This window comes from Acidobacteriota bacterium, assembly GCA_016716715.1.
In the GTDB taxonomy this organism is placed as follows: Bacteria; Acidobacteriota; Thermoanaerobaculia; order UBA5066; family UBA5066; genus Fen-183.
On the sequence record JADJVE010000001.1, the window covers coordinates 439,234 to 460,464 of the forward strand.

Here is a 21,231-nt window from a genome sequence, read left to right on the forward strand (position 1 = left end):
CTCCTCCGTGATCAGTGCAAAGCGCGGAGCCGCTTCGCGACGACGCCGGAACTCACGACACGCGGGTCGAAAGAATCCGGAGCCCGAGACCGCCGCCCAGGGACAAGAGACCGAGCGCGCCAAGGAGCGGGACGTGGCTCGCCGTCGCAGGCAGATGCCGGACGGGAGGGGCCTCCGCGAGCATGACCACGGGCGCAGGCGCCTCGTAGGGCTTGACCTGCTGCTCCGGCGTGACGACCGTGAGGGTCGCGGTCTTGTACTCCGTCTCCTTGACGTCGTCCGAAATCGCGATGACGGGAGCCTTGGCGACGACGGCGATTTCCATCGCGCGCTGCTTCGAATAGACGATGTCCTGGCCGTTCGTCGTGTCGCGTGCGTACCACGTCCGCAGCGCCTTGCGCTGGCCGGGCGCGGTCGCGTAGTAGACGTAGCGGCTGGTGGGCGCCGCTTCGTTCGCCACGATCGCGTGCGGCGTGGCGAGGACGCTGGCGAAGACCTTCGTCTGATCCTCGTTCGTGACCTGGACCAGGTTGCGGTTGGATTCGAGCATCACGACCTTGATGAGGTACGTGCCCGGCTGCAGCGTGAAGCTCCCGACGTCGACGGGTTCCGTCACGGTGAAGGTCGAGTTCTCGCGCTCGCTCTGCGCGAGGGCCGCGGGGGCGGTGGCGACGAGAAGCGCCGCGAAGGCTCCGAGGGTGAGGCAGCTTGTCATTTCAGGCCTCTTCTTGCGTTCTCGGTCGAAGGGCAATGACTCGTCGTCCCTGGATGACGCGAATGAGAAGGACGACGATCGCCACGACGAGCAGCACGTGGATGAGGCCGCCCATCGTCGTGGAGGTCACCATTCCGAGGGCCCAGAGGACCAGGAGGATCAGGCAGATTGTCCAGAGCATGGTGTATTCCTTTCTTTCGTTCCGAGGTGGGAGGAATCAGCTCAGAAGATCGACGACCTTCTTGACGCCCTTGATCGAGCGGGTCTTCTTGACGGCGGCCTTCGAGGTGTTGGAGTCGTCGAGCTTGCCGCGCAGGCTCACGACGCCGTCGACGGCCTCGACCTCGATCTTGAGCGCGTTCGCGCCGATCTCGGTCAGGAGGATGCTCTTCACCTTCATCTCGAGCGAGACGTTCTTCACCGAGGCCTCGCTCGCGGCGACGGCTCCTTCGGCGTTCTTCACGGTGACCTTGTTGTCGACCTTCTTGATGCCCGCGACCGAAAGGGCGACTTCCTCGGCGAGCCCCTGGCTGGGCGACTTCGTCACTTCGCCGGTGAGGGTTGCCGTCTCGCCGGACACGGAGACCGCGATCCCAAGAGCATCGGTGCCGAGCTTGTCGATGAGCGTGGTCTTGACGGAGATGGCGTTGAGCGCCTCGGTCACTTCGGAGGAAGGCGCCGTGGACTTGGCTGCGGCGCTCGCGGGCGACGCCCCGAGTAGCCATGAGAGAGAGGGTCGCCGCGAGGACCGGAACTGAGTGCTTCATGATTTGAGTCTCCTGCCGGTCTCGGAGCGCAAGTTCCCTGCCAGCGCCGGCAGGGTGTCTCGGGCGTCTTCAACCCGCGGAGATGCGTCGGGGACGGATCGGGGGAGCGCGCCGTGTAGAAAGTGCCCGACTCGTGTACGTCCTACCGACGGGAGAAGAGGTGAATGACCGCCACGAAAAGGGCGGCGCCGATGATGGACCAGAGAACCGGGAACGGATGCCCGCCGATGACGACCATGAAAGGCTCGGGAAGCTTGAGCGCCCGGGCGACCCAGGGACCCACAAGGGCCCCGACGAAGCCGAGGGCCGTCGAGACGACCAGCCCGCCGCGGGCGCTCCCCGCGATGGCCTTGCCGATCGCGCCGCAGACCGCCGCGATCACGATGAGGAGCAGGAGTGTCGTGAGAGACATTGTCATGGGAGATTCCTTTCACGCGCCGGTCGTGGAAAGAGTGTTCTTGAGGACGACCTTCAGGGCGCGCTGCTTCGCAGCGTCGCCGAACGTGTCGTAGGCCTTCATGACGTCCGCCAGCGCGAAGCGGTGGGTCACGAGCTTCCGGGGGTCGAGGCGGCCGGACTCCACGACCTTGAGAAGCATCGGGGTCGTGACCGTGTCCACGAGGCGGGTGGTCAGGGTGATGTTCCGGTCCCAGAGCTTCTCGAGGTGCAGCGTGACCGGCTTGCCGTGTACGCCGACGTTCGCGAGACGCCCGCCCGGCGCCAGGATCGACTGGCAGATGTCGAACGTCGCGGGGACGCCCACGGCCTCGATGGCCACGTCGACTCCCTTCCCGCCCGTGAGGGACATGACCTTCTCGACGGCCTTGCCGTCCGTCGAGTCCACGACGCGTGTGGCGCCGAAGGAACGCGCCACCTCGAGACGGTTCGGGTCGAGGTCGATCATCACGAGCTCGGCCGGCGAATAGAACTGCGCCGTGAGGAGCGCCGCGAGGCCGATGGGCCCGGCGCCGACGATGGCCACGGTGTCGCCCGGCTTCACCTGGCCGTTCAGAACCCCGCATTCGAAGCCGGTGGGGAGGATGTCGCTGAGCATCGTGTACGCCTCTTCGTCGGCCCCGGGCGGGAGCGCGTAGAGGCTCGTGTCGGCGTGCGGGATACGGACGTAGTCGGCCTGGGTCCCGTCGATCGTGTTGCCGAGGATCCAGCCGCCGGTCTCGCAGTGCGAGGTCATCCCCTTCCGGCAGAACGCACATTTGCCGCATGCGGTGACGCAGGAGATCAGGACGGCGTCCCCCTTGCGGAAGAGCGTCACGGCCGCTCCCGGCTCCTCGACGACACCCACGCCCTCGTGACCGAGGATTCTCCCGTCGGTGACGGCGGGGACGTCGCCCTTGAGGATGTGGAGGTCGGTGCCGCAGATCGTGGACGTCGTGATCCGGACGATGGCGTCCGTGGCGGCCTGGATCGCCGGCCGCGGCTTGTCTTCCCAGGCTCGCCGGCCGGGGCCGTGAAAGACGAGGGCCTTCATGGTGGTGGCCCCGGTGCCGGTCTCGCTTCTCTCCGTGAGGGTCTGTGATCTGCTCATGGCGCCTTGCACCGCAATCTCCTTGCCACGTCCGAACCAACCTCGCTCCGGCGCTCGTGGCCCGCCACTTGCAGAGTCGTCGGCATGAGAAATGCCAGGAATTTCACGATAGCGGCCGCGATGCTCGTGTTCGCGGCTGGTGTGTCCTTCGCGAGGACTGCTTCGGCGCAGCCTCATCCCCCGATGCCGCCCGGGATGGGATCGCTCCCGATGCCCCCGATGCCCGACCTGCACGTGCGCATCGTCACGGAGGCCCCGCCCCCGCGCCGGCACGAAGAGAGAGTCGTGAGCCCGGGCCCGAACCACACGTACATCAAGGGCTACTGGCATCACTCCGGCGAGGCGTGGGCCTGGAGCGACGGCCGCTGGGCCGAAAAGCCGCGCAGGCACGCCCACTGGGTCAAGGCCAGCTACAGGCACGTGAAGGGCGGTACGCGCTACACGCCGGGTCACTGGTCTTACGAGAAGGTCATCTACAACTGAAGCTCGCGGGCGGAGAGGCGTCGCGGTCGCGCGGCGCCCCGCCCGTTCTTTCCGCCCCTTGACCCGAGACGAGGCAGGGTTTGCCTGTGATCGACTCGTGCCGTAGCCTGAGACGAACGATGTCGAATCCGAAGGAAGTCCAGCCTCTCCGCGCTCTCCTGATCAGCAGCGAAGAGGACGGGCTCTGGCTTCGCGCCCTCGTGAAGGAGCTGCCGGGCACCGTCTCGCTCGAGTGGGTCGGGACGTTCGAAGAAGGGCTCGCCGCGATGACGGCCGGACGGCACGACGCCTTCCTCGTGGACGGACGGCTCGGCAAGCGGAGCGGCCTCGACCTCCTGCGCGCGTACCGCGAGGCGGGAGACGGCGCGCCGGTGATCGTGATGGGCGAGGCGGACCGCTCGCTCGACGTCGCGGCGATGGAGAACGGGGCCGCCGACTACCTCGTGAAGGGCCGCCTCGACGCGCCCCGACTCGAGCGCTCGATCCGATATGCGCTGGAGGCGTCGCGGCGCGCGGCCAGGCTCCGCCGCGTCCGCGACGAGCTGGAGGCGCGTGTCGCCGAGCGGGCGGACGCGCTCGAGACCATGAACGAAGCGCTGGCGGCCGAGGTGGCCGAGCGCCGCCTGGCCGAGCGCGCCCTGCGCGATGCGGACCGCTCGAAGGACGCGTTCTTCGCGACCCTGGCGCACGAGCTCCGCAACCCGCTGGCGCCGCTCACGAGCGCGACCGAGATCCTCGCCCGGACGGGCGATACGCCGGAGGACGAGATCCGGCGCGACCGCGCCCGGCGCGTGATCGAGCGGCAGGTCGCGCACATGGTGCGGCTGATCGACGACCTTCTCGACCTCTCCCGCATCACGCATGGAAAACTGGAGCTGCGCCGCGAGCGCGTGTCGCTGGCGGCCGTCATCGAGAGCGCGCTCGAGACGGCCGGACCTCTCCTTCTCCGCCGCAAGCAGCAATTCGAGCTGCGCGTACCCGAGTCACCGGTGTTCCTGCACGCTGATCCGATGCGGCTCGCGCAGGTCGTGGCGAACCTCGTCTCGAACGCCGCCAAGTACACCGAGCCGGGCGGGCGAATCCGTCTCGAGGCCGTGCGCGAAGGCGGAGACGTCGTCGTGTCGGTCGTGGATTCCGGCATCGGGATCCCGGCGGTGCACCTCGCGCACGTCTTCACGATGTTCGGGCAGGGGCACCGCGCGCACGAGCCGGTCTACGGAGGGCTCGGGATCGGCCTCGCGCTCGCGAAGAGCCTCGCCGAGCTGCACGGCGGCAGGCTGACCGCCGCGAGCGAGGGCGAGGGCAAGGGCAGCGTCTTCACGCTCCGCCTCGCGTGCGCGGCCGAGGACTCCGCCGCACCTTCGGCGGCGCAGGCTTCGCCGGGTGCGCCGCCGCCGCCCCGCCGGATTCTCGTCGTCGACGACAACGTCGACGCGGCGCTCACACTCGCCGAGCTGCTGGCCCTCGAAGGGCACGAGACGCACGTCGCCCACGACGGCCCCTCCGCCGTCGACGCCGCGAAGCGGCTCCGCCCGGACGCCGCGATCCTCGACATCGGCCTGCCGGGATTCGACGGCCACGAGGTGGCGCGCCGCCTCCGGGCGGATCCGGCGCTCAAGGGAGTCTTCCTCGTGGCTCTCTCCGGCTGGGCCCAGCCGGAGGATCTGGCCCGGTCGCGCGAGGCCGGCTTCGACCATCACCTCACCAAGCCGATTCAGCTCAAGAGCCTCGAGCTCGTCCTCCTGGAGGCGCCTGGTGGTCGAGGTCGTACTGCTTGAGCCTGTTGTAGACGGTCTTCAGGCTGATGCCGAGAATCTCCGCCGCCGCCCGGCGGTCACCGTTCACGGCCTTTAGGGTGGCGATCAGCAGCTTGCGCTCGACCGCCTCGAGCTTTTCTCCGACACGCACCGGCACCTCGGGCCACGCTTCCGCGTTCGCGTCCGCCGCCGGCGCTCGCTCGGCCGCGTGCGGCGCAGCCAGTACCGCCTCGACGACCTCGGGCGGAACGGTGGGCGGGTCGCTCAGGACGTATGCCCGATGCACGGCGTTCTTCAGCTCGCGCACGTTGCCGGGCCAGTCGTGTCCGCCCAGCGCCTCGAGCGCCCCCTCCTCGAGAGCCGTGAACCCGCGCCCTTCCTTCAGCTCGACCTGCGACAGGAAGTGGCTCGCGAGAGCCGGGATGTCCTCCTTGCGCAGGCGCAACGGAGGCATCCAGAGCGGAAAGACGTTGAGCCGGTAGAAGAGGTCGGATCGGAACGACCCGTTCTTCACCGCCTCGGCGAGGTCGCGGTTCGAGCTCGCCACGAGCCGCACGTCCACGTCCAGCTCCTCGTTGCCGCCGACCCGGCGGAAGGCGCGCGTGTCGAGAACGCGGAGGAACTTGACCTGGAGATCGGGCGGCATCTCGGTGACCTCGTCCAGGAAGAGGGTCCCTCCGTGCGCCATCTCGAACGTGCCGGCCCGGCGCCGCTCGGCGCCCGTGAACGAGCCCTTCTCGTGCCCGAAGAGCTCGCTCTCGACGAGGTGCGGCGAGATCGCGCCGCAGTTGACCGCGACGAACGGTCCCCGGGCGCGGCGCGAGAGGGCGTGCACGGTTCGGGCGGCGACTTCCTTGCCCGTGCCGCTCTCCCCGGTGATCATGACGGGCGCCTCGGAGCCCGCGACGCGGGCGATCAGGCGGAAGACCTCCCGCATCGCGGCCGACCGGCCGACCATCTCCCCGAGCCGGCCCGGAGTCGCGGGCTCGAGATGCGCCGCGGGGTGCGGAGTCCAACTCTCCGCGAGGCGCGCGAGAGACGAGGCGAGGAACGCGGGCTTGAGCGGCTTGAGCAGGAAGTCGTGGGCGCCGGCCCTCATCGCCTCGACGGCGGCGAGGATGGAGCCCTTGCCCGTCAGGACGAGGACGGCGCAGTCCGCCCGGACGGCCTTCGCCGCGCGCACGACGTCGAGCCCGCTCCCGTCCGGCAGACCGAGGTCCGTGATGCAGACGTCGGGCGTCTCGCGCGAGAGGGAGTCGCGCGCATCCGCCACCGAGCCCGCGGCGAAGGAGACGTATCCGAGCTCCTCGACGAGCTCGACGAGCGAGGCCCTCACGCGCGGCTCGTCTTCCACCACGAGGACTTTCACGCGTCGTCCCTCCGTCCGGCGTCGCCTTCAGCCCGGAGAGGCCACGAGAAGAGCGCCGAGAGACGTCCCTCGCGCCCGGTCAGCTCGAGGAGGCCGCCGTCGGCCGCGACCACCGCGCGGGCCACGAACAATGCTTCCGCGTCCTCGCTCCCGTGAGGGAGGTCGAGGAGCCGCGCCTGACGACCGTCAGCCGTCCCGCGCGGTCCCGCGAGGGTCAGGGTCACCCGGCCGCCTTCGCATTCTTCCCGTCCGGCCGGCGCGGCGGCGCCGGGCCCCGCCACGAAGGCCGCGACGCCCCGGATCGCGTCGGCCAGCCCGACGGCTCGCAAGGGCAGACGCAGAGAGGCCGCGGCCGCCGCGTCGATCGGAACGCCCGCGCGGAGGCAAACGTCGCGGAGAGTCGTCTCTTCCGGCTGCTCGCCGGCGATCGCCGCGAGGCGCAGCAGCAGGTCGAGGAGCCGGGTCGTCGCACCGAGGTCGGCCTGCACCGCGCGAACCTTTTCCACCGCCCATGAGGGATCGGCTCCGGACGGCGAGAGAAGCCGCCGCTCCACGAGGTCGAGCTTCAGCGCGGCGGCCGAGAGCGGGTCCGCGAGGGCATGACGCAGCACGTGCAGGATTCGAGCGGGCTCGCCGGCAGGGTCGGGAGGCGTCGAGGCGGTCATGTCGGAGGTCGACCAAGCTAGCACAGGCGGCAACGGGTGCGGCTCGCTGCGCGGAGGGCGGCCGGTCAGGCGGCGAGGCCGACGAGCAGAGCGGAGAGCGCTTCGACGTGCCTCCGCTGCCGCGGGATCAGCTCGAGCTCGACGAGCTCCCGGGCGTCCTCGTCGAGCGAGGGCAGCGCGGCCTCGTACTCCGCGAGGCCGCGCTGCTCGGCTTCGAGGAGCGCGCCCACGAACTCGCGGTCATCCATCCCCTGCAGCGAGCCGTTGCCCGTGAGCGCCGCGACGCCCGAGCCCTCCCAGGGGTCGGCCGCGGCCACGGGCACCCCGCCCCGGGCCTGAACGGATCCGTGGAGAGCCGTGACGGTTCGCTGGTGATCGGAGGCGAGCCGCAGGATGTGGTTGCCGTCGGCCGCGGCCTTCTTACGCAACACGCCGAGAGCCTTCTGATATCCGGCCACCGCGGCGAGCTCGACACGCAGGAGGGAGTTGAGGGGTTCGATCACGCCCTCCCAAGAGCACTCCTCATGCCAGTCGAGGGCGCGGTGCGGGGCTGGCACGGCTTCTGCACTCTCGAGACGGAGGACCAGAAACATGATTCACCGCCAGCTCGCATTCCTCGCATCCGCTTCACTCCTCGCCCTCGCCACGGCCTGCAGCCAGTCGTCCGACACCGTGACGAAGAAGAGCGAGTCGACGACGCAGACGTCCGGAGGGACCGTCACGACCACGAACGAGACCAAGCAGGTCGGCGCGACGCTCGAGGCCAAGAGCGAGACCAAGGTCGATTCGCCCGCCGGCGCCGTCGCCTCGAAGACCGAGACGATCGTCGGAACGGTCACCGTCTTCACCGCCGGCAAGAAGATCGAAGTGATGACGGGCGAGAAGAAGATGCACGACTTCAGCCTCGACGACAAGGACGTCGTCTATTCCGTCGACGGCGCGGTGATGGTGGGCAAGCGCGTCACGGTCACCGACGAGACCGGCACCGACAAGGTCCGCCGCATCACCGTGAAGCTGGGAGCCTAGGGCCCCTCGTGCCGCCGGGGCTTCGTCCTGACGCTTCGTCCCCGGCACGGATTGCCGATCGGATCGGCAAGCCTTGCCGAATGACCCGGTCGTCCCCCTGAAGGAGGAACCTGCATGAACAACCTCAAAGGCATCGCCCTCGCGCTGATCGTGGCCGGCGTCCTGGCCATCGTCTACGGGGGCTTCACCTACACGAAAAAAACGCATCAGACCAAGATCGGACCGATCGAGCTGGCGGTCAAGGAGAAGGAGACCGTCAACGTGCCGCTCTGGGTCGGCGTCGGCGCGATCGTGGCCGGCGGGGCTCTGCTCTTCGCGCGCCCCAAGGGTTGAGAGCGTTCCGCGTGGCATACGAAGTGCGTAGTCCCTTCACGGAAGAAAACACAGGAGAACGACCATGAGACAGCAGGAAGTCGGCGGAAAAGTGAAGAAAGTCAAGGGAAGCGTCAAGGAAGCCGTCGGAATTCTCTCCGGCGACAGGAAGATGGAACGGGAAGGCTCACTCCAGCGCGCCGAGGGCGCGATCGAGGAGGGGCTCGGCAAGGCGCGCCGCAAGGTCGGCGAGGCCCTCGCGAATCTCGGCAACGCCATCAAGAAATAGGACGTCAAATGAAAACACCCGTTCTCGCCCTCGCTCTCGTCGCCACCGTGTCCATCGGGGGGCGGAGCAACGCCCAGCAGCCGGAGCCCGTCGCCGCGCCGGCGGCCGTCTCGGCGAACTCCGCGCTGGTCGACGACATCACCCGGCTCTGGAGAGCCAATCTGTCCGAGGAGTTCATCAGCAAGTACGTCGCCCACTCGGATCTCGCCCGGGACCTGACCGCCGACGACGTCGTGCGCCTCCGGAGCGCGGGCGTGCCCGAGACCCTCATCACGTCGATCACCCGGCGGCGATCGGAAGCCGGCGCGGCCGCGGTTGCACCGCAGGCGATCGCCGGAGTAAACGACGCCCGCCGCTGGGACGGCCTCACGCGCCGGAACTCCGGGCTGGTGCTGCTCAAGAGCCGGTGGGACGCGGGAGTCCTCGAGTTCAAGGACGGGTCGATTCGCTGGGTGGACTCCCGGGATGCCGGGAAGAACGTCCTCCTGCCGGCGGCGCAGGCGACCGAGCAGGAGCTCACCTGCCTGAAAAAGTCCGGCGGCAACGAGTGCTTCGAGTGGGTCGTGAAGACGCGAAACGAGGAGTACCGGTTCCGCGACGTCGGCTGGCAGCAGGGCGAGAACGCGAAGGTCGCCGAGCTCTTCGCGTTCTTCAGCGCCGCCTACCCGAGCCTGATCTCGTCGCGCCGCCCGGTCGACGCAAAGTAGTCGCGGCCGACGGGCGACGCGCCTATCTCGCCCCGAGCCTGACGAGCACCCGGTGCTCGGCGCCGTCGTCCACGAGGGGGACGGCGTCGGGCGCGACCGGCGCGCCGTCCAGCGTGGCGCTGGCGACGCCCCGGCAGGAGCGCTCCGGGTTCTCCACGACGATCGTGTAGCGCGTCCGGCCGAACGTCCACTCGAGCGAGCAGGACGGCCACGAGGACGCGATGCAGGGGTCCACGGAGAAGACCGCGCCGCGCCGCTCGAGCCCGAAGATCCCCTCCACGGCGACGCGGTACATCCAGCCGGCCGAGCCCGTGTACCAGGTCCACCCGCCGCGTCCGCGGTGCGCCGGGTGATCGTAGACGTCGCCCGCGAGCACCCACGGCTCGGTCTTGTAGCGCTCCACGTCGGCCCGGGTGCGGGAGTGGTTCACGGGGTTGAGCATGTGGAACAGCTCGACCGCCTCGTCGCCGTGCCCGAGGCGCGCCATCGCGAGGACGACCCACGCCGCGGCGTGCGTGTACTGCCCGCCGTTCTCGCGAACGCCCGGTATGTATCCCTTGATGTAGCCGGGGTCCACCGGCGTGCGGTCGAACGGCGGCGTGAGGAGAAGGACGACCTGCGGCTCGCGGTGCACGAGGTGCGCCCGCACGGAGTCCATCGCGCGCTCCGCGCGCTCCTTCCGTCCGGCGCCCGAGAGGACCGCCCACGTCTGCGCGACGGAGTCGATCCGCCCCTCCTCGTTCTGATGCGAGCCGAGAGGCCGTCCGTCGTCGAAATAGGCGCGCCGGTACCAGTCGCCGTCCCAGGCCTGCTCGAGCATCGTCGCGAGGAGGACGCGTGCGTCGCGGTACCGCTTCGCCCGCGCTCCGTCTCCGCGCTCTTCGCAGAGGGCCGTGAAGGAGCGGAGCACGTCGCAGAGCAGCCACCCGTCGAAGACGCTCTCTCCCCGCCCTTCGTGCCCGACCCGGTTGTAGCCGTCGTTCCAGTCGCAGCCCCCGATGAGCGGCAGCCCGTGCGCGCCCGCCGTCAGGCCGCGGTCGATGGCGCGGATGCCGTGCTCGAAGAGCGTCCCGGTTTCCGCCGAGACGGACGGCGTGCCGAACGCCTCGCTCTCTCCGGCGGCGAGGGGCGGGCCCGAGAGGAACGGGACGACCTCGTCGAGAATTGCGCGATCCGAGGTCGCGGCGACGTACGCGGCGGCCGCGTACGGCAGCCAGAGAAGATCGTCCGAGCAGCGGGTCCGGATCCCTTCTCCGGTCGACGCGTTCCACCAGTGCTGGACGTCGCCCTCGGCGAATTGCCGGCCGGCGGCGCGCAGGAGGTGCTCGCGCGTCAGGTCCGGCCGCACGAAGAGGAGGGCGAGCACGTCCTGGAGCTGGTCGCGGAAGCCGTACGCGCCACTCGACTGGTAGTAGCCCGAGCGCGCCCAGAGCCGGCAGGCGAGGTCCTGGTAGAGAAGCCAGCGGTTCACGAGGAGGTCGAAGGAGTCGTCGGGCGTCGAGACCCTCACGGCCGAGAGCGTCCGGTCCCAGAACGCTTCCACGGCGCGCAGCTCGTCCGCGGCGGCGTCGGGCCCGCCCGCGCCCGCGTATTTCGCGACGAGCGCGCGGGCCTCAGCGGCGTCCTTTCCCTGCCCGAGGAGGAGGACGATCCGGCGCGTCTCGCCCGGCTCGAGGTCGGCCGCCACCTGGATCGCGGCGCAGGGGTCGAGTCCGGCCCCGACGCGGCCGGACAGCCGGGGACGGCGCAGCCCCGCGGCGCGGGCGAGCGAGCCGTTCCGTCCGAGGAACTCGCGGCGGTCGGCCGTGGCCGAGAGAACGACGCCGCTCGCGGCGGCGAAGGCGACCCGGGCGCGCCCCGCGTCGTACACGTCGCGCGCGAGGACGGCGCCGCTCGCCGCGTCGCGCTCCGTCACGACGAAGCGGGGGCTCCCCGGACGCGGGGGCCCGAGCGCCCAGTCGTTGTACGCGAAGACGCTGAAGCGGCGCGTCCGGTCCGAGACGTTCGTGAGCGTGAGGATCGACAGCTTCACCGGTTCGGCGCGCGCGACGAACACCGCGAGCTCCTGCTCGACGCCGTCGGCCCGCCGCGCGAAGCGCGTGACTCCGGCGCCGTGGCGGATCACCCAGCGGGCCTCGCGTCCGGTCCGCCGGAGCGGCCCCGGCGTCGCGCCCCGGACGACGCCGCTCTCCTCGTCCCGCAGGAACACGGCCTCGCCCGTGGGGTCGGTCACGGGGTCGTTCGCGAACGGAGTCAGCCGGTTCTCCCGGCTGTTTTCCGACCAGGTGGTCGCCGCCCCCGTCGCCGTCACGAGGGTGCCGAAGGCGGGGTTCGCGATCACGTTGCTCCAGGGGAGCGGCGTTTCCTTGGCCCCCGCGAGAATCACGACGTACTCGCGGCCGTCACGGGTGAAGCCGCCGAGGCCGTTCTGCATGACGAGCGGGGGCGGTTCGAGCGCGTCGTTCTTCGCGTCGTCGGGGAGGAGCTGCGGTTCCGCCGGCGGGGCGAACGCCTCCGGCTCCGTCAGGTCCATCTGCTGCTCGAGCTCCCCGCTCCGGCCATCGAGCACCGCGCGGGCGACGGTCGCGAGGAGGACGCGCTCGGCCTCGGGCATCGTGTCGCCGCGCAGGAGGAAGATGCCCGAGGGGCGCCCCTTCCAGCCGGCCCACGGGCCTCCGTCCACGACCGCGGCGAGCTGCTCGTGCAGCTCGTTGCGGTAGGTCGCCGGGTGTTCGTTCAGGATCACGACGTCGGACCTCAGTCCCTTGAGGCGCCAGTGGTCCTGCGCGAGGAGCACCTGGCGCACGAGCGGGATGTCGTCGGCCTCCACGACCCGGACGAGGACGATGGGCAGATCGCCCGAGATGCCGTGTCCCCAGAGCCCGCCCGGGCCGAGCGTGCTCGTGAGAAGGACCGCCTCGCGCTCCCGGAGTGACGCGTCCGAGAAGAAGACGCGCGAGGCGAGCCGCTCGAAGAGCTGCGCCTCCTCGGGGGAGATGCCCAGGTGCCGGAGGGAGACCTGCGCGTGCGTGTACGCGAGGGCGAAGGTTCGCGCCGCGACGCCCGGGTCGTGGTACTTCTGCGCGAGGCGCCGCGCCGCCTCCGGGTCGGTCGCGATCCCGGTCGTGAACGAGAGCCGCGCGAAACCGCCGGGGGCGATCCTGAGGCGCGTTCTTATGCTGAGGACCGGGTCGAGGACCGCGCCCGTCGTTCCGGAGAGGGCGCGCCCCTCGAGCGCTTCCGGCTGCTCCGGCCCGCGGCCGCGCCCCAGGAAGCGCATCCGGTCGGTCTCCCACTCCACCGGCGCCTGCGGGCGGCCGTCGATGGAGAGGACGTGGAAGGCGAGAAGAGCGGGCTCCTCCGCCGAGCGGGGCCGGCGCCGCGCCAAAAGAGCGGTCGACTCGGCGATCCACTCGGTCTCGACGAAGAGCTTTCCGAAGGCGGGGTGGGCGGCGTCCTCCGCGAGCGTGCCGAGCGCGAGCTCGACGAAGCTCGTGAGCTCGATCTCCCGCGGCCGGTCGCCGAGGTTCGTCAGCGAGACGCGCCGGACCTCGGCGTCGTCCTCGGGCGAGACGGCCACCTCGAGGCGCGTCTCGATCTCGTCGTCGCGGCGGCGGATGACGACCTTCTCCGCGAGGAGCTCGACGTTGTAGTCGAGCGGCTCTTTTCCCACCGGCTGCCAGGCCGCGGACCAGACGGCGCCCGAGTGGACGTCGCGCAGGTAGACGAACTGGCTCCCGGGGTCGCACGTCGGGTCCTCGCGCCAGCGCGTCACCGCGCGGTCGCGCCACAGGCTCGCGCCGCCGCCGGCGTTCGTGACGATCGCGACGTAGGCGCCGTTCGAGAGGATCTGGGCCCGCGGGTACGGGGTGTGCGCGGAGCGATAGCGACGCGGCGGGCGGGCGGGCGCCGGAGCCGTGCGGGTCTCCTCCGGAGGGCGAGGCTGGATGACCGGCGCCTCGCGCGGCACGCGCTCCTGCAGGAGCAGCTCCGTCGCCTTCACGCGGGGATCCGCGTGGAACCGCTCCACCATGGGGTCGTCGAGGAGGACGTTCGCGAGGGCCACGAGCGTCATCCCCTGGTGGTGCGCGAGATACGAGCGGATGACGACCCCGCCCGACGGAGTGAGGGCCGTCTCGGGCTCGGCGTCCTTCCGGGGCGTGTAGTCGATCGCGTCGTAGTAGCCGAGCTCGCCTTCCGCCCCCTCGTCCGCAAGGTGGCCGAAGTTCTTCGCCGCCTCCGCCGGGTCGAGGAGCGCGGCGAGCGCCGTCGCGTACGGGGCGACGACGAGCTCGTCCGCGAGCCCGCGCTTCAGGCCGAGCCCGGGCACCCCGAACGCCTTGTACTGGTAGGCCCCCGCGCGGTCCACCTCGCGGTACGCCGACTCCGAGATCCCCCACGGCACGCCGCGCGACCGCGCGTAGTCGATCTGCCGCTTCACCACCATCCGGCAGGTCTGGTCGAGAAGCGTTCCCGGGTACGTCCGCATCAGGAGCAGCGGCATGAGGTACTCGAACATCGTGGCGCTCCACGAGACGAGCGTGGGGACGCCGTCCACGCTCACGACGAGCCGCCCGAGGTGGAACCAGTGGCTCTGGGGGACGTCTCCCTTCGCGATCGCGAAGAAGCTCGCGAGGCGCGCCTCCGACGCGAGGAGGTCGTAGGAGGCGAAGTCGCGCCGGCCCGGCCCGGCCGCGTCGGGGAGGCGGTAGCCGATGGAGAAGAGCTGCCGCTCGGGGTGGAGGAGAAATCCGAAGCGCATCCCGTCCGCAAATGCGCCGGCGCGGCGCGCGAGGTCGTCGAGGCGCGGCGCGAGCTCCGCGTTCTCACGCGCGAGCCGGCGGCACCCCTCGGCGAGCGCGACGAGCGCCCCGGCGAGGTTGCCGCTGTCGACGGTGGAGACGTACCGCGGCAGGAGCGGGGCGAGAGTCCGGGTGTCGTACCAGTTGAGGAGGTGCCCCTCGTGCCGCTCGAGGCCCTCCATCGTGCCGAGCATCCGCTCGACCCGCTCGAGCATCGCCTCGAGAGAGAGGAATCCGAGGTCGCGCGCGGCGAGCATCGAGAGGAGCCCCATCCCGATGTTCGTCGGCGAGGTCCGGTGCGCCACCCGTGGCTCGGGCATCTCCTGCAGGTTGTCGGGAGGCAGAAAGTTGTCCTCCGGCCCGACGAGCGTGTCGAAGTATTTCCACGTCCGTTCCGCGATCTCCCGGAGCCGTTCGCGGTCCTCGGCCGTGAGCTCCAGCCGCCGCGAGGGCGCGGGGTGGCTGAGCCAGTAGGCGAGGAGCGGCGCCAGCGTCCAGAGGACGAGGAAGGGCAGCGCGAGCGGGAGAGCTGCCGGGCGAAGCGTGGCCACCGCGAGCAGGATCGCCGCGGCGGCGGCCGGGCTCGCCGCCATCTCGACGAAGAAGGCGCGGGCTCCCCCCTCGAGGAGGCCGGCGGTCTTCTTCGCCTGGGCCGCTGCGGTCTCCCAGTCCAGAAGGCGTCGCCCGGTGACGACGAGGCGGACGAGCGTCAGGCCGACCGCGTGAACCGTCTCCCAGGCGTGAAAGGGAAGGAGCGCGAGCGTGAGAAACGCCTGTGCGAGGGACGTGGCGATCTCCTCGAGGACGCCACGGACGTAGACGCGCATGGGCTGGTCGTCGCGGGACCGCCGGGGGAGCCTCAGGAGGGAGTCGGCGAGCGGAAAGCCCGCGACGGCGAGGCCGCCGAGCGTGAAGACCAGCGGGTTGCCGGGGAGAATCGTCCACGCCGCGGCGAAGAGGAGGAGGAGCGCCGGCGCCACGAGGCTTCGCCGGAGGTTGTCGAGAATCTTCCACTGGCTGACGAGCGGCAGCCCGTTCTTCGCGAACCCCCGGCGCGTCGGGACCACGGGAAGAAGCCACGCGAGGATCTGCCAGTCGCCGCGCATCCAGCGATGCTGGCGGCGCGCGTGCGCGAGGACGTTCGACGGGAAGTCGTCCACGAGCTCCACGTCCGAGACGAGGGCCGTCCGCGCGTGGAGCCCTTCGAAGAGATCGTGCGAGAGGAGCGCGTTCTCCGGCACGCGGGCCTCGAGCGACGCGCGGAACGCGTCGACGTCGTAGAGCCCCTTGCCCGTGAAGATCCCTTCCCCGAAGAGGTCCTGGTAGGCGTCGGAGACCGCCGTCGTGTACGGGTCGACGCCCGTGTGCCCCGCGTAGACGCGCGCGAAGAGGGACCCGGCCGCGCTCGCGTGCATCACGGAGACGCGCGGCTGCAGGATGCCGTACCCCTCCACCACGCGGCCGATGGAGCGGTCGAACACCGGGCGGTTCAGCGGGTGCGCGAGGATGCCGATGAGCGTCTGCGCCGCGTTGCGGGGGAGGCGGGTGTCCGTGTCGAGCGTCAGCACGTACGTCACCGACGGCAGGATCGAGACGTTCCCGACCTGCACGGGGAACGCTCCCGCGGCTCCCCCTCGGAGAAGCCGGTTGAACTCCTCGAGTTTCCCGCGCTTGCGCTCCCACCCCATGAAGACCGCTTCTTTGGGATTCCACTTCCGGTCGCGATGGAAGAGGAAGAAGCGGTCGTCCGCGGCCGGGTAACGGCGATTGAGCTCCTCGATTCCCCGGCGCGCCGCCGCGACGATCTCGGCGTCCCCTTCCATTTCCGCGGCGGGCGCGTCTCGCAGGTCGCTCAGGATCGCGAAGTGGATGTTCGGATCGAGGTTCCCGAGCGCCTGCACCTCGAGGTGCGCGATGAGCCGCTCCACGCCGGCGACGCTTCCGAGGAGCGTCGGGACGACCACCATCGTCCGGGCGTTCTCGGGGACGCCCGATGAAAAGTCGAGGCGCACGAGCCGGCGCGGCGCCACGAACGCGTTCACGAGACGCTGGACGATCAGGACGGCGAGCTGGCTGGCCGGGAGGAGCGCGAGGAGACCTGCCGTGAAGGCCATGTCCTCGCGCCCCTGCGCGCGCACGAACTCCATCGCCGCCACGACGCCGAGCGCCGTGAGGAAGCCGATTCCCGAGAGCCAGCCCACGATCGCGTGGCGGAAGGCGAAACGACGGAGCCTCATGAGGCGGCCCGGATGGAACGCGACGTCGATCTCGAGTCCCTGGCGCCCGGGCCCGATCAGGTGATAGCCCACGTGCGCCGCGCGGTTGTCGTTCCCCTTCTGCTCCGCGGCCTGCCGGGCGCTCTCGACGGCGCGGAGCGCGACGCGCACCTGGGCCTCACCCGTAGGATCCGCGAGCTTTTCGACGGCCTGGCGATAGCGGTCGCGGCTGGAGAAGTCCATCCGCGGATGGACGCCCGCCGGGTCGCGCCGGAGCACCTGCTCCACCATGCTGACGCGCTCCACGAACCGGCTCCAGTCGAGCGTCGAGCAGAGCTCCAGGCTCGTGATCGAGTTTCCCGTGGAGGCCTGGTCCGTCGCCTGCCGCTGATGCTCGACGCGCACGGCGTCCTCGGAGGTCGTCCCGCTCCTGGCGAGCACCCCTTCCACCTCGGCGTGCAGCGCCGAAACGCGCGGGTCGGCCTCGTGCATCCGCTGGCGGAGCTGCGTCACGAAGGCGGTGTGGAGCGGCTCCCGCGGAAGAGGGGCGGGCTCTCCCGCCTCCAGCCTCGCGAGAATCTCGTCGGCCTCGCGTCGCGCGTCGCTTCCCGCGATGAGAGCCTCGGCGATCCGCCGGAGGTTCTCGAGGAGCGCGAGCTTCAGCATGCTGGGCCAAGCCCAGAGCTCGCCGATCGTCAGCGGCGCGACGGCCTGGTACGCGAGGACGAACCGCGTCAGGCGCTCCGCGTCGAGGCGTCCGTCGCTGTGGCGGATCAGCGCGAGCGCCATTGCATAGAGGCGCGCCTGGCCGGAGAGCTCGCGGGCCGCGAGCTTAGGGAGCTTCTCGTAGTACGCGAGAGGCAGGTCGTGGCGGACAGCGCGGGCTTCGGACTCGATGAGGTGGAAGTTGTCCAGCAGCCACTCGGCCGCGGGCGGAAGCGGCGCGCCGCGCGCGGCGTCGCCCGCGAGGGACCTGTAGGCCGCGCGGAGAACGCGCAGGTTCTCCGCGAGCCGCGGGAGCACCTCGTGCTTGCCGGCCTTCGGATCCCGCGCGAGGGTGAACGTTCCCGCGAGGCTCTTCGCCCGCTCGTCGAGGCCCTCGAGGCTGAGGAGTTCGCCTCGAATCGGCTCGTCGGTGGGGGGGCGGCTGCGCCGCCGGAATGTTTTCATGGTTGAAGGAGGGGGGCGAACGGGGCCGATCGGGTTGGCCCTCGCCCTGCATCATGCGCCCCCGGCGACGTGAGCCCTGAGACTCCGGGAAAAATGTGTCGCTCCGGATTCCACTACTACAAAAGTTTGCCCGCATTTCCCGCTGATGGCGCGTAAGTGACTGAATCCGAGCGTCTCCTGCCGTGGACCGTGTCTTGCAAAGTGGGTCCGCAGGGGCGCAGGGCTGCGGTCTTCCGCGCCCCTTCAGGAGAAATTGTGGCCCTCAAAAGCACGATCACGACCATCGTTCTGTTCACTCTCGCTCTGACCGCCGTTCCCGCGGCCCGCGCCGCCGATGCGCTCGAGCAGGGGCCGGCGAACTGGTCCGCGCCCTCTTACTTCGCGCCGCCCGCCGCTGCGCATGCCGCGGGAGGCCGCCGGGCGCTCGCGGCGGGGCCGGGCGCCCCGCTCCCGTTCGTGGCCGTCACGCCGTGCCGCCTCGTCGACACGCGCGGCAACGGCGCTCCGCTCACGGGCGGATTTCTTCCGGCCGCGACGGTGCGGACTTACACGCTCGTCGGCGTCTGCGGCATCCCGGCGGACGCGAAGGCGATCTCGCTGAACGCGACCGCGGTGAACCCCGTCGGCCCCGGGTTCCTGACGCTGTACCCCGAGGGCGGCGCGTTCCCGGCGGTCTCGACGCTCAACTTCGTCGCGAACGACGTCGTCGCGAACGCGGCCGTCGTTCCGCTGAGCGCGTCCGGAGCGATCTCGGTGGCATTCGGCGTGTCGGGCGGCGACCTCGTCCTCGATACGAACGGCTACTACTCGCCTCTCGGCGTCGTGAACAGCCTGAACGGCCAGGGTGGGGATCTGACGCTCGTGGCGGGAAGCAACATCACGCTCACGCCGGGCGCGGGCACGCTGTCGATCAGCGCCGCCAGCGGAACGGGGCCGCAGGGCCCCGCAGGTCCGGCCGGACCGACGGGTCCGCAGGGATTGACCGGACCGACGGGCCCGCAGGGCCCGACCGGCGCCACCGGCACCTTCGACACGTCGTGCGTGGTCTCGGCGACGGACTATGCGGCGCTGAGGGATTGTCTTCTCGCGGCCGCGACCATCTTCGACAGCATCCCCTCGCCGACGCCGCCGAACGTGCCGAGTGAAGGCTTCCAGTGCTGCCAGAACTCCGAGGTCGGCGACCAGATCACGCTCGCGGGCACGGCGCGCAAGGCCGTCTCCGCGACGGTGCTCATGTCGAGCTGGTCCCTCCTCTCGAGCTACCCCGGCATGAGCGCCGCGGGCTACACGCACCCGATCACGCTGAACCTCTACTCGGACGCGAGCCACGCGGCGGCCCACACGCCCGACCTCGGGAGCGTCACGCAGAATGTGCTCGTCCCGTGGCGGCCGCCGGCCGATCCGACGTGCGCGGACCCCTCGAAGTGGAAGGCGAGCAACGGGACCTGCTACAGCGGCTACGCGTTCCCGATCGTGTTCACTCTCAGCGGGATCACGCTCCCCAACACGTTCGTCTACGGCGTCGCGTACAACACGAACACGTGGGGCTACGTCCCGATCGGCGCCGCCGGCCCGTACGAGTCTCTGAACGTCGGCCTCAACAGCACGCCTCCCATCGCGGTCGGCACGGACGTCGACGCCGATGCCGTGTGGCGGTCCACAGGCAAGCCGTCGGGGCCGTTCGCCCCGGAGACGAACTGGGCCCCTTACACGCCGGCGGTGAAGTTCAAGGCGACGAACTGAGGCGCTAGGGGCGTCAGCCCTTCCGCGAGCCGAGGAAGCCGGCTGCCGTCAGGGCCAGGCCGAGCAGGACGAGCATCGCGGGTGACAACGCCGGAACGTCGGGCCGGTCGCCGCCGCCGCCGCCCGGCGTGCCGGTCGGCGTCGCCGTTGCGGTGCTCGTCGCGGTTGCGGTGCTCGTCGCGGTGAAGGTCGCGGTGATCGTCGGAGTCGACGGCAGCGTGGACGTCGCGGTGCTCGTTGGCGTCTGAGTCGTCGTCTGTGTCGCCGTCGCCGTGGGCGTGTTCGTGATCGTGGGGCTGACCGGCGGCGTGTTCGTCGGCGTATTCGTCGGTGTGGGCGTAGCGGTGGGCGTGACCGTGGGGGTGACGGTCGGGGTATTTGTGGGCGTGGGAGTGGGCGTCGACGTCTGAGTCGCGCTGCCCGTGATCGTGGGGGTGACGGTCGGGGTAATCGTCGGCGTGGGCGTCGGCGTGGGCGTATTGGTCGGCGTGTTCGTGGGGGTGACCGTCGGCGTGTTCGTCGACGTGGGCGTGTCGGTTGGTGTGTTCGTGGGGGTGACGGTCGGGGTAGTCGTCGGCGTCGGCGTCGGCGTTGGCGTATTTGTCGGCGTGTTCGTGGGCGTGACCGTGGGAGTAATCGTCGGTGTGGGTGTCGGCGTGGGCGTGTCGGTAGGCGTGTTCGTGGGCGTGACCGTCGGGGTCCTCGTCGGCGTCGGAATCGGCGTGGGCGTCGGCGTGTTGGTGGGCGTGTTGGTCGGCGTGTTCGTGGGGGTGACCGTCGGCGTAATCGTCGGCGTGGACGTGCTGGTGGGCGTGTTCGTGGGCGTTGGCGTCGGCGTGTCGGTCGGCGTATTCGACGCCGTGAACGTCTGAGTCGCGGTGAACGTCGGCGTGAAGGTCGGCGTGTCGGTGGGGAGTCGGCGTCGGGGCGAGGATCGCGACGGTGATCGTCTTGCTTCCCGAGACCGCGTCGTCGAAGAGCGGCGCGGTGTGCACGATTCCGGAGTAATCGACGCGGGCCGTGGCCGTGAGAATGCCGCCGGTCACGTTGATCGGGCAGCCGATCGACGTGAACGTGTGGGACGTTTCCGACGGGGACGAGAACCCGGTCGCAACGTGGATGGTGTTCGGGAGGTCCGGCTGTCCGCTCGCATTCGGGCAGAAGAAGTCGATGTTGATCGTGTCCGCGTCGCAGGCGAGGGTCGTCGGCGGATTGCTGCTGACGTTGGACACCGTGATCGTGTACGTCTCGGTCGAGCCGTTCACGACGAAGCCGGTCGGGTTCTGGATCACGATGAGCTTGACGGCCGTTTCGTTGCAACCCGGCGGTGTCTGCGCGTTCGGCACCCTCGACCGGACCTGGACGACACGGCGAGAGACCTCCCGGCTGCCGGCAGCGGAGGGGGCTCGGAAAGACCCGCTCTGCGCGCGCGCCTGGTCCGTGCGTTCGACGAGAAAGAGAAGCAGGCCGGCCGCGACGAGCGCGGCGCCGGCGGACTTCAGAAGGGACGATGACCGTGACGTCCGGGTTCTCGCGCCTGAGCTCACGAGCGCCTCCTGCCGACACACCTCACGAGGCACCCGGGCGCACCGGCGCGACCTCGATCTCGGCGTGTGCACGGAATCTACTGCCGCGATGAACGAAACCTCCTGATGCATCGGCAC

General features: G+C 70.4%; 17 protein-coding genes. 7 read left to right on the forward strand and 10 right to left on the reverse strand.

Going from position 1 to position 21,231, the window contains the following annotated elements:
• Positions 1-52: 52 nt before the first annotated feature.
• The 5 genes from IPL89_01975 to IPL89_01995 all read right to left on the reverse strand — a co-directional run bounded on the left by IPL89_01975 (position 53) and on the right by IPL89_01995 (position 2,971).
• Positions 53-715, reverse strand: a complete 663-nt coding sequence (locus tag IPL89_01975; GenBank protein ID MBK9061958.1) for a hypothetical protein — start codon at positions 713-715, stop codon at positions 53-55.
• A 1-nt stretch (position 716) separates the two neighbouring features.
• Positions 717-896, reverse strand: a complete 180-nt coding sequence (locus IPL89_01980; GenBank protein ID MBK9061959.1) for a lmo0937 family membrane protein — start codon at positions 894-896, stop codon at positions 717-719.
• Positions 897-932: 36 nt separating this feature from the next.
• Positions 933-1,379: a BON domain-containing protein gene (locus IPL89_01985; GenBank protein MBK9061960.1), complete on the reverse strand. Its 447-nt coding sequence runs from the start codon at positions 1,377-1,379 to the stop codon at positions 933-935.
• A gap of 245 nt (positions 1,380-1,624) precedes the next feature.
• Positions 1,625-1,894 carry a GlsB/YeaQ/YmgE family stress response membrane protein gene (locus IPL89_01990; protein MBK9061961.1) on the reverse strand — a complete coding sequence of 90 codons (270 nt, stop codon included), beginning with the start codon at positions 1,892-1,894 and terminating at the stop codon, positions 1,625-1,627.
• An 18-nt stretch (positions 1,895-1,912) separates the two neighbouring features.
• Positions 1,913-2,971, reverse strand: a complete 1,059-nt coding sequence (locus tag IPL89_01995) for a zinc-dependent alcohol dehydrogenase family protein (GenBank protein MBK9061962.1) — start codon at positions 2,969-2,971, stop codon at positions 1,913-1,915.
• A 267-nt stretch (positions 2,972-3,238) separates the two neighbouring features.
• Here IPL89_01995 and IPL89_02000 point away from each other — a divergent pair, with 267 nt between their 5' ends.
• Complete coding sequence (locus tag IPL89_02000; protein ID MBK9061963.1) at positions 3,239-3,511, forward strand: YXWGXW repeat-containing protein; 273 nt, start codon at positions 3,239-3,241, stop codon at positions 3,509-3,511.
• 119 nt (positions 3,512-3,630) lie between these two features.
• On the forward strand, positions 3,631-5,289 hold the full coding sequence (locus tag IPL89_02005) for a response regulator (protein ID MBK9061964.1): 1,659 nt from the start codon (positions 3,631-3,633) through the stop codon (positions 5,287-5,289).
• On the opposite strand, the gene IPL89_02010 is transcribed toward IPL89_02005, so the two are convergent.
• From IPL89_02010 to IPL89_02020, 3 genes are all read right to left on the reverse strand, one after another.
• Positions 5,231-6,637, reverse strand: a complete 1,407-nt coding sequence (locus IPL89_02010) for a sigma-54-dependent Fis family transcriptional regulator (protein MBK9061965.1) — start codon at positions 6,635-6,637, stop codon at positions 5,231-5,233. The genes IPL89_02005 and IPL89_02010 overlap by 59 nt on opposite strands.
• Entirely contained in the window at positions 6,634-7,248 is a 615-nt protein-coding gene (locus IPL89_02015) for a hypothetical protein (protein ID MBK9061966.1), read from the reverse strand. Before IPL89_02015 ends, IPL89_02010 begins: the two co-directional genes overlap by 4 nt.
• Before the next feature lie 119 nt (positions 7,249-7,367).
• Positions 7,368-7,805, reverse strand: a complete 438-nt coding sequence (locus tag IPL89_02020; GenBank protein ID MBK9061967.1) for a ferritin-like domain-containing protein — start codon at positions 7,803-7,805, stop codon at positions 7,368-7,370.
• 88 nt (positions 7,806-7,893) lie between these two features.
• On the opposite strand from IPL89_02020, the gene IPL89_02025 reads away from it, so the two are divergent.
• The 4 genes from IPL89_02025 to IPL89_02040 all read left to right on the forward strand — a co-directional run bounded on the left by IPL89_02025 (position 7,894) and on the right by IPL89_02040 (position 9,636).
• Positions 7,894-8,328, forward strand: a complete 435-nt coding sequence (locus tag IPL89_02025; protein MBK9061968.1) for a hypothetical protein — start codon at positions 7,894-7,896, stop codon at positions 8,326-8,328.
• Positions 8,329-8,442: 114 nt separating this feature from the next.
• Positions 8,443-8,661 carry a hypothetical protein gene (locus IPL89_02030; GenBank protein MBK9061969.1) on the forward strand — a complete coding sequence of 73 codons (219 nt, stop codon included), beginning with the start codon at positions 8,443-8,445 and terminating at the stop codon, positions 8,659-8,661.
• 64 nt (positions 8,662-8,725) lie between these two features.
• Positions 8,726-8,929, forward strand: a complete 204-nt coding sequence (locus IPL89_02035; GenBank protein MBK9061970.1) for a CsbD family protein — start codon at positions 8,726-8,728, stop codon at positions 8,927-8,929.
• Positions 8,930-8,937: 8 nt separating this feature from the next.
• Positions 8,938-9,636 (forward strand): hypothetical protein, encoded by a 699-nt coding sequence (locus tag IPL89_02040; protein ID MBK9061971.1) that lies wholly within the window; start codon positions 8,938-8,940, stop codon positions 9,634-9,636.
• A 22-nt stretch (positions 9,637-9,658) separates the two neighbouring features.
• Here the strand turns inward: IPL89_02040 and IPL89_02045 are convergent, their stop codons facing one another.
• The gene (locus tag IPL89_02045) at positions 9,659-17,824 is read right to left on the reverse strand and encodes a carbohydrate-binding protein (protein ID MBK9061972.1); all 8,166 of its coding nucleotides are present in this window, start codon (positions 17,822-17,824) and stop codon (positions 9,659-9,661) included.
• Between the two features lie 255 nt (positions 17,825-18,079).
• On the opposite strand from IPL89_02045, the gene IPL89_02050 reads away from it, so the two are divergent.
• Complete coding sequence (locus tag IPL89_02050; protein MBK9061973.1) at positions 18,080-19,567, forward strand: hypothetical protein; 1,488 nt, start codon at positions 18,080-18,082, stop codon at positions 19,565-19,567.
• Here IPL89_02050 and IPL89_02055 read toward each other — a convergent pair.
• Positions 19,531-21,114 (reverse strand): hypothetical protein, encoded by a 1,584-nt coding sequence (locus IPL89_02055; protein ID MBK9061974.1) that lies wholly within the window; start codon positions 21,112-21,114, stop codon positions 19,531-19,533. The two genes, IPL89_02050 and IPL89_02055, sit on opposite strands and share 37 nt — an antisense overlap.
• Positions 21,115-21,231 lie beyond the last annotated feature (117 nt).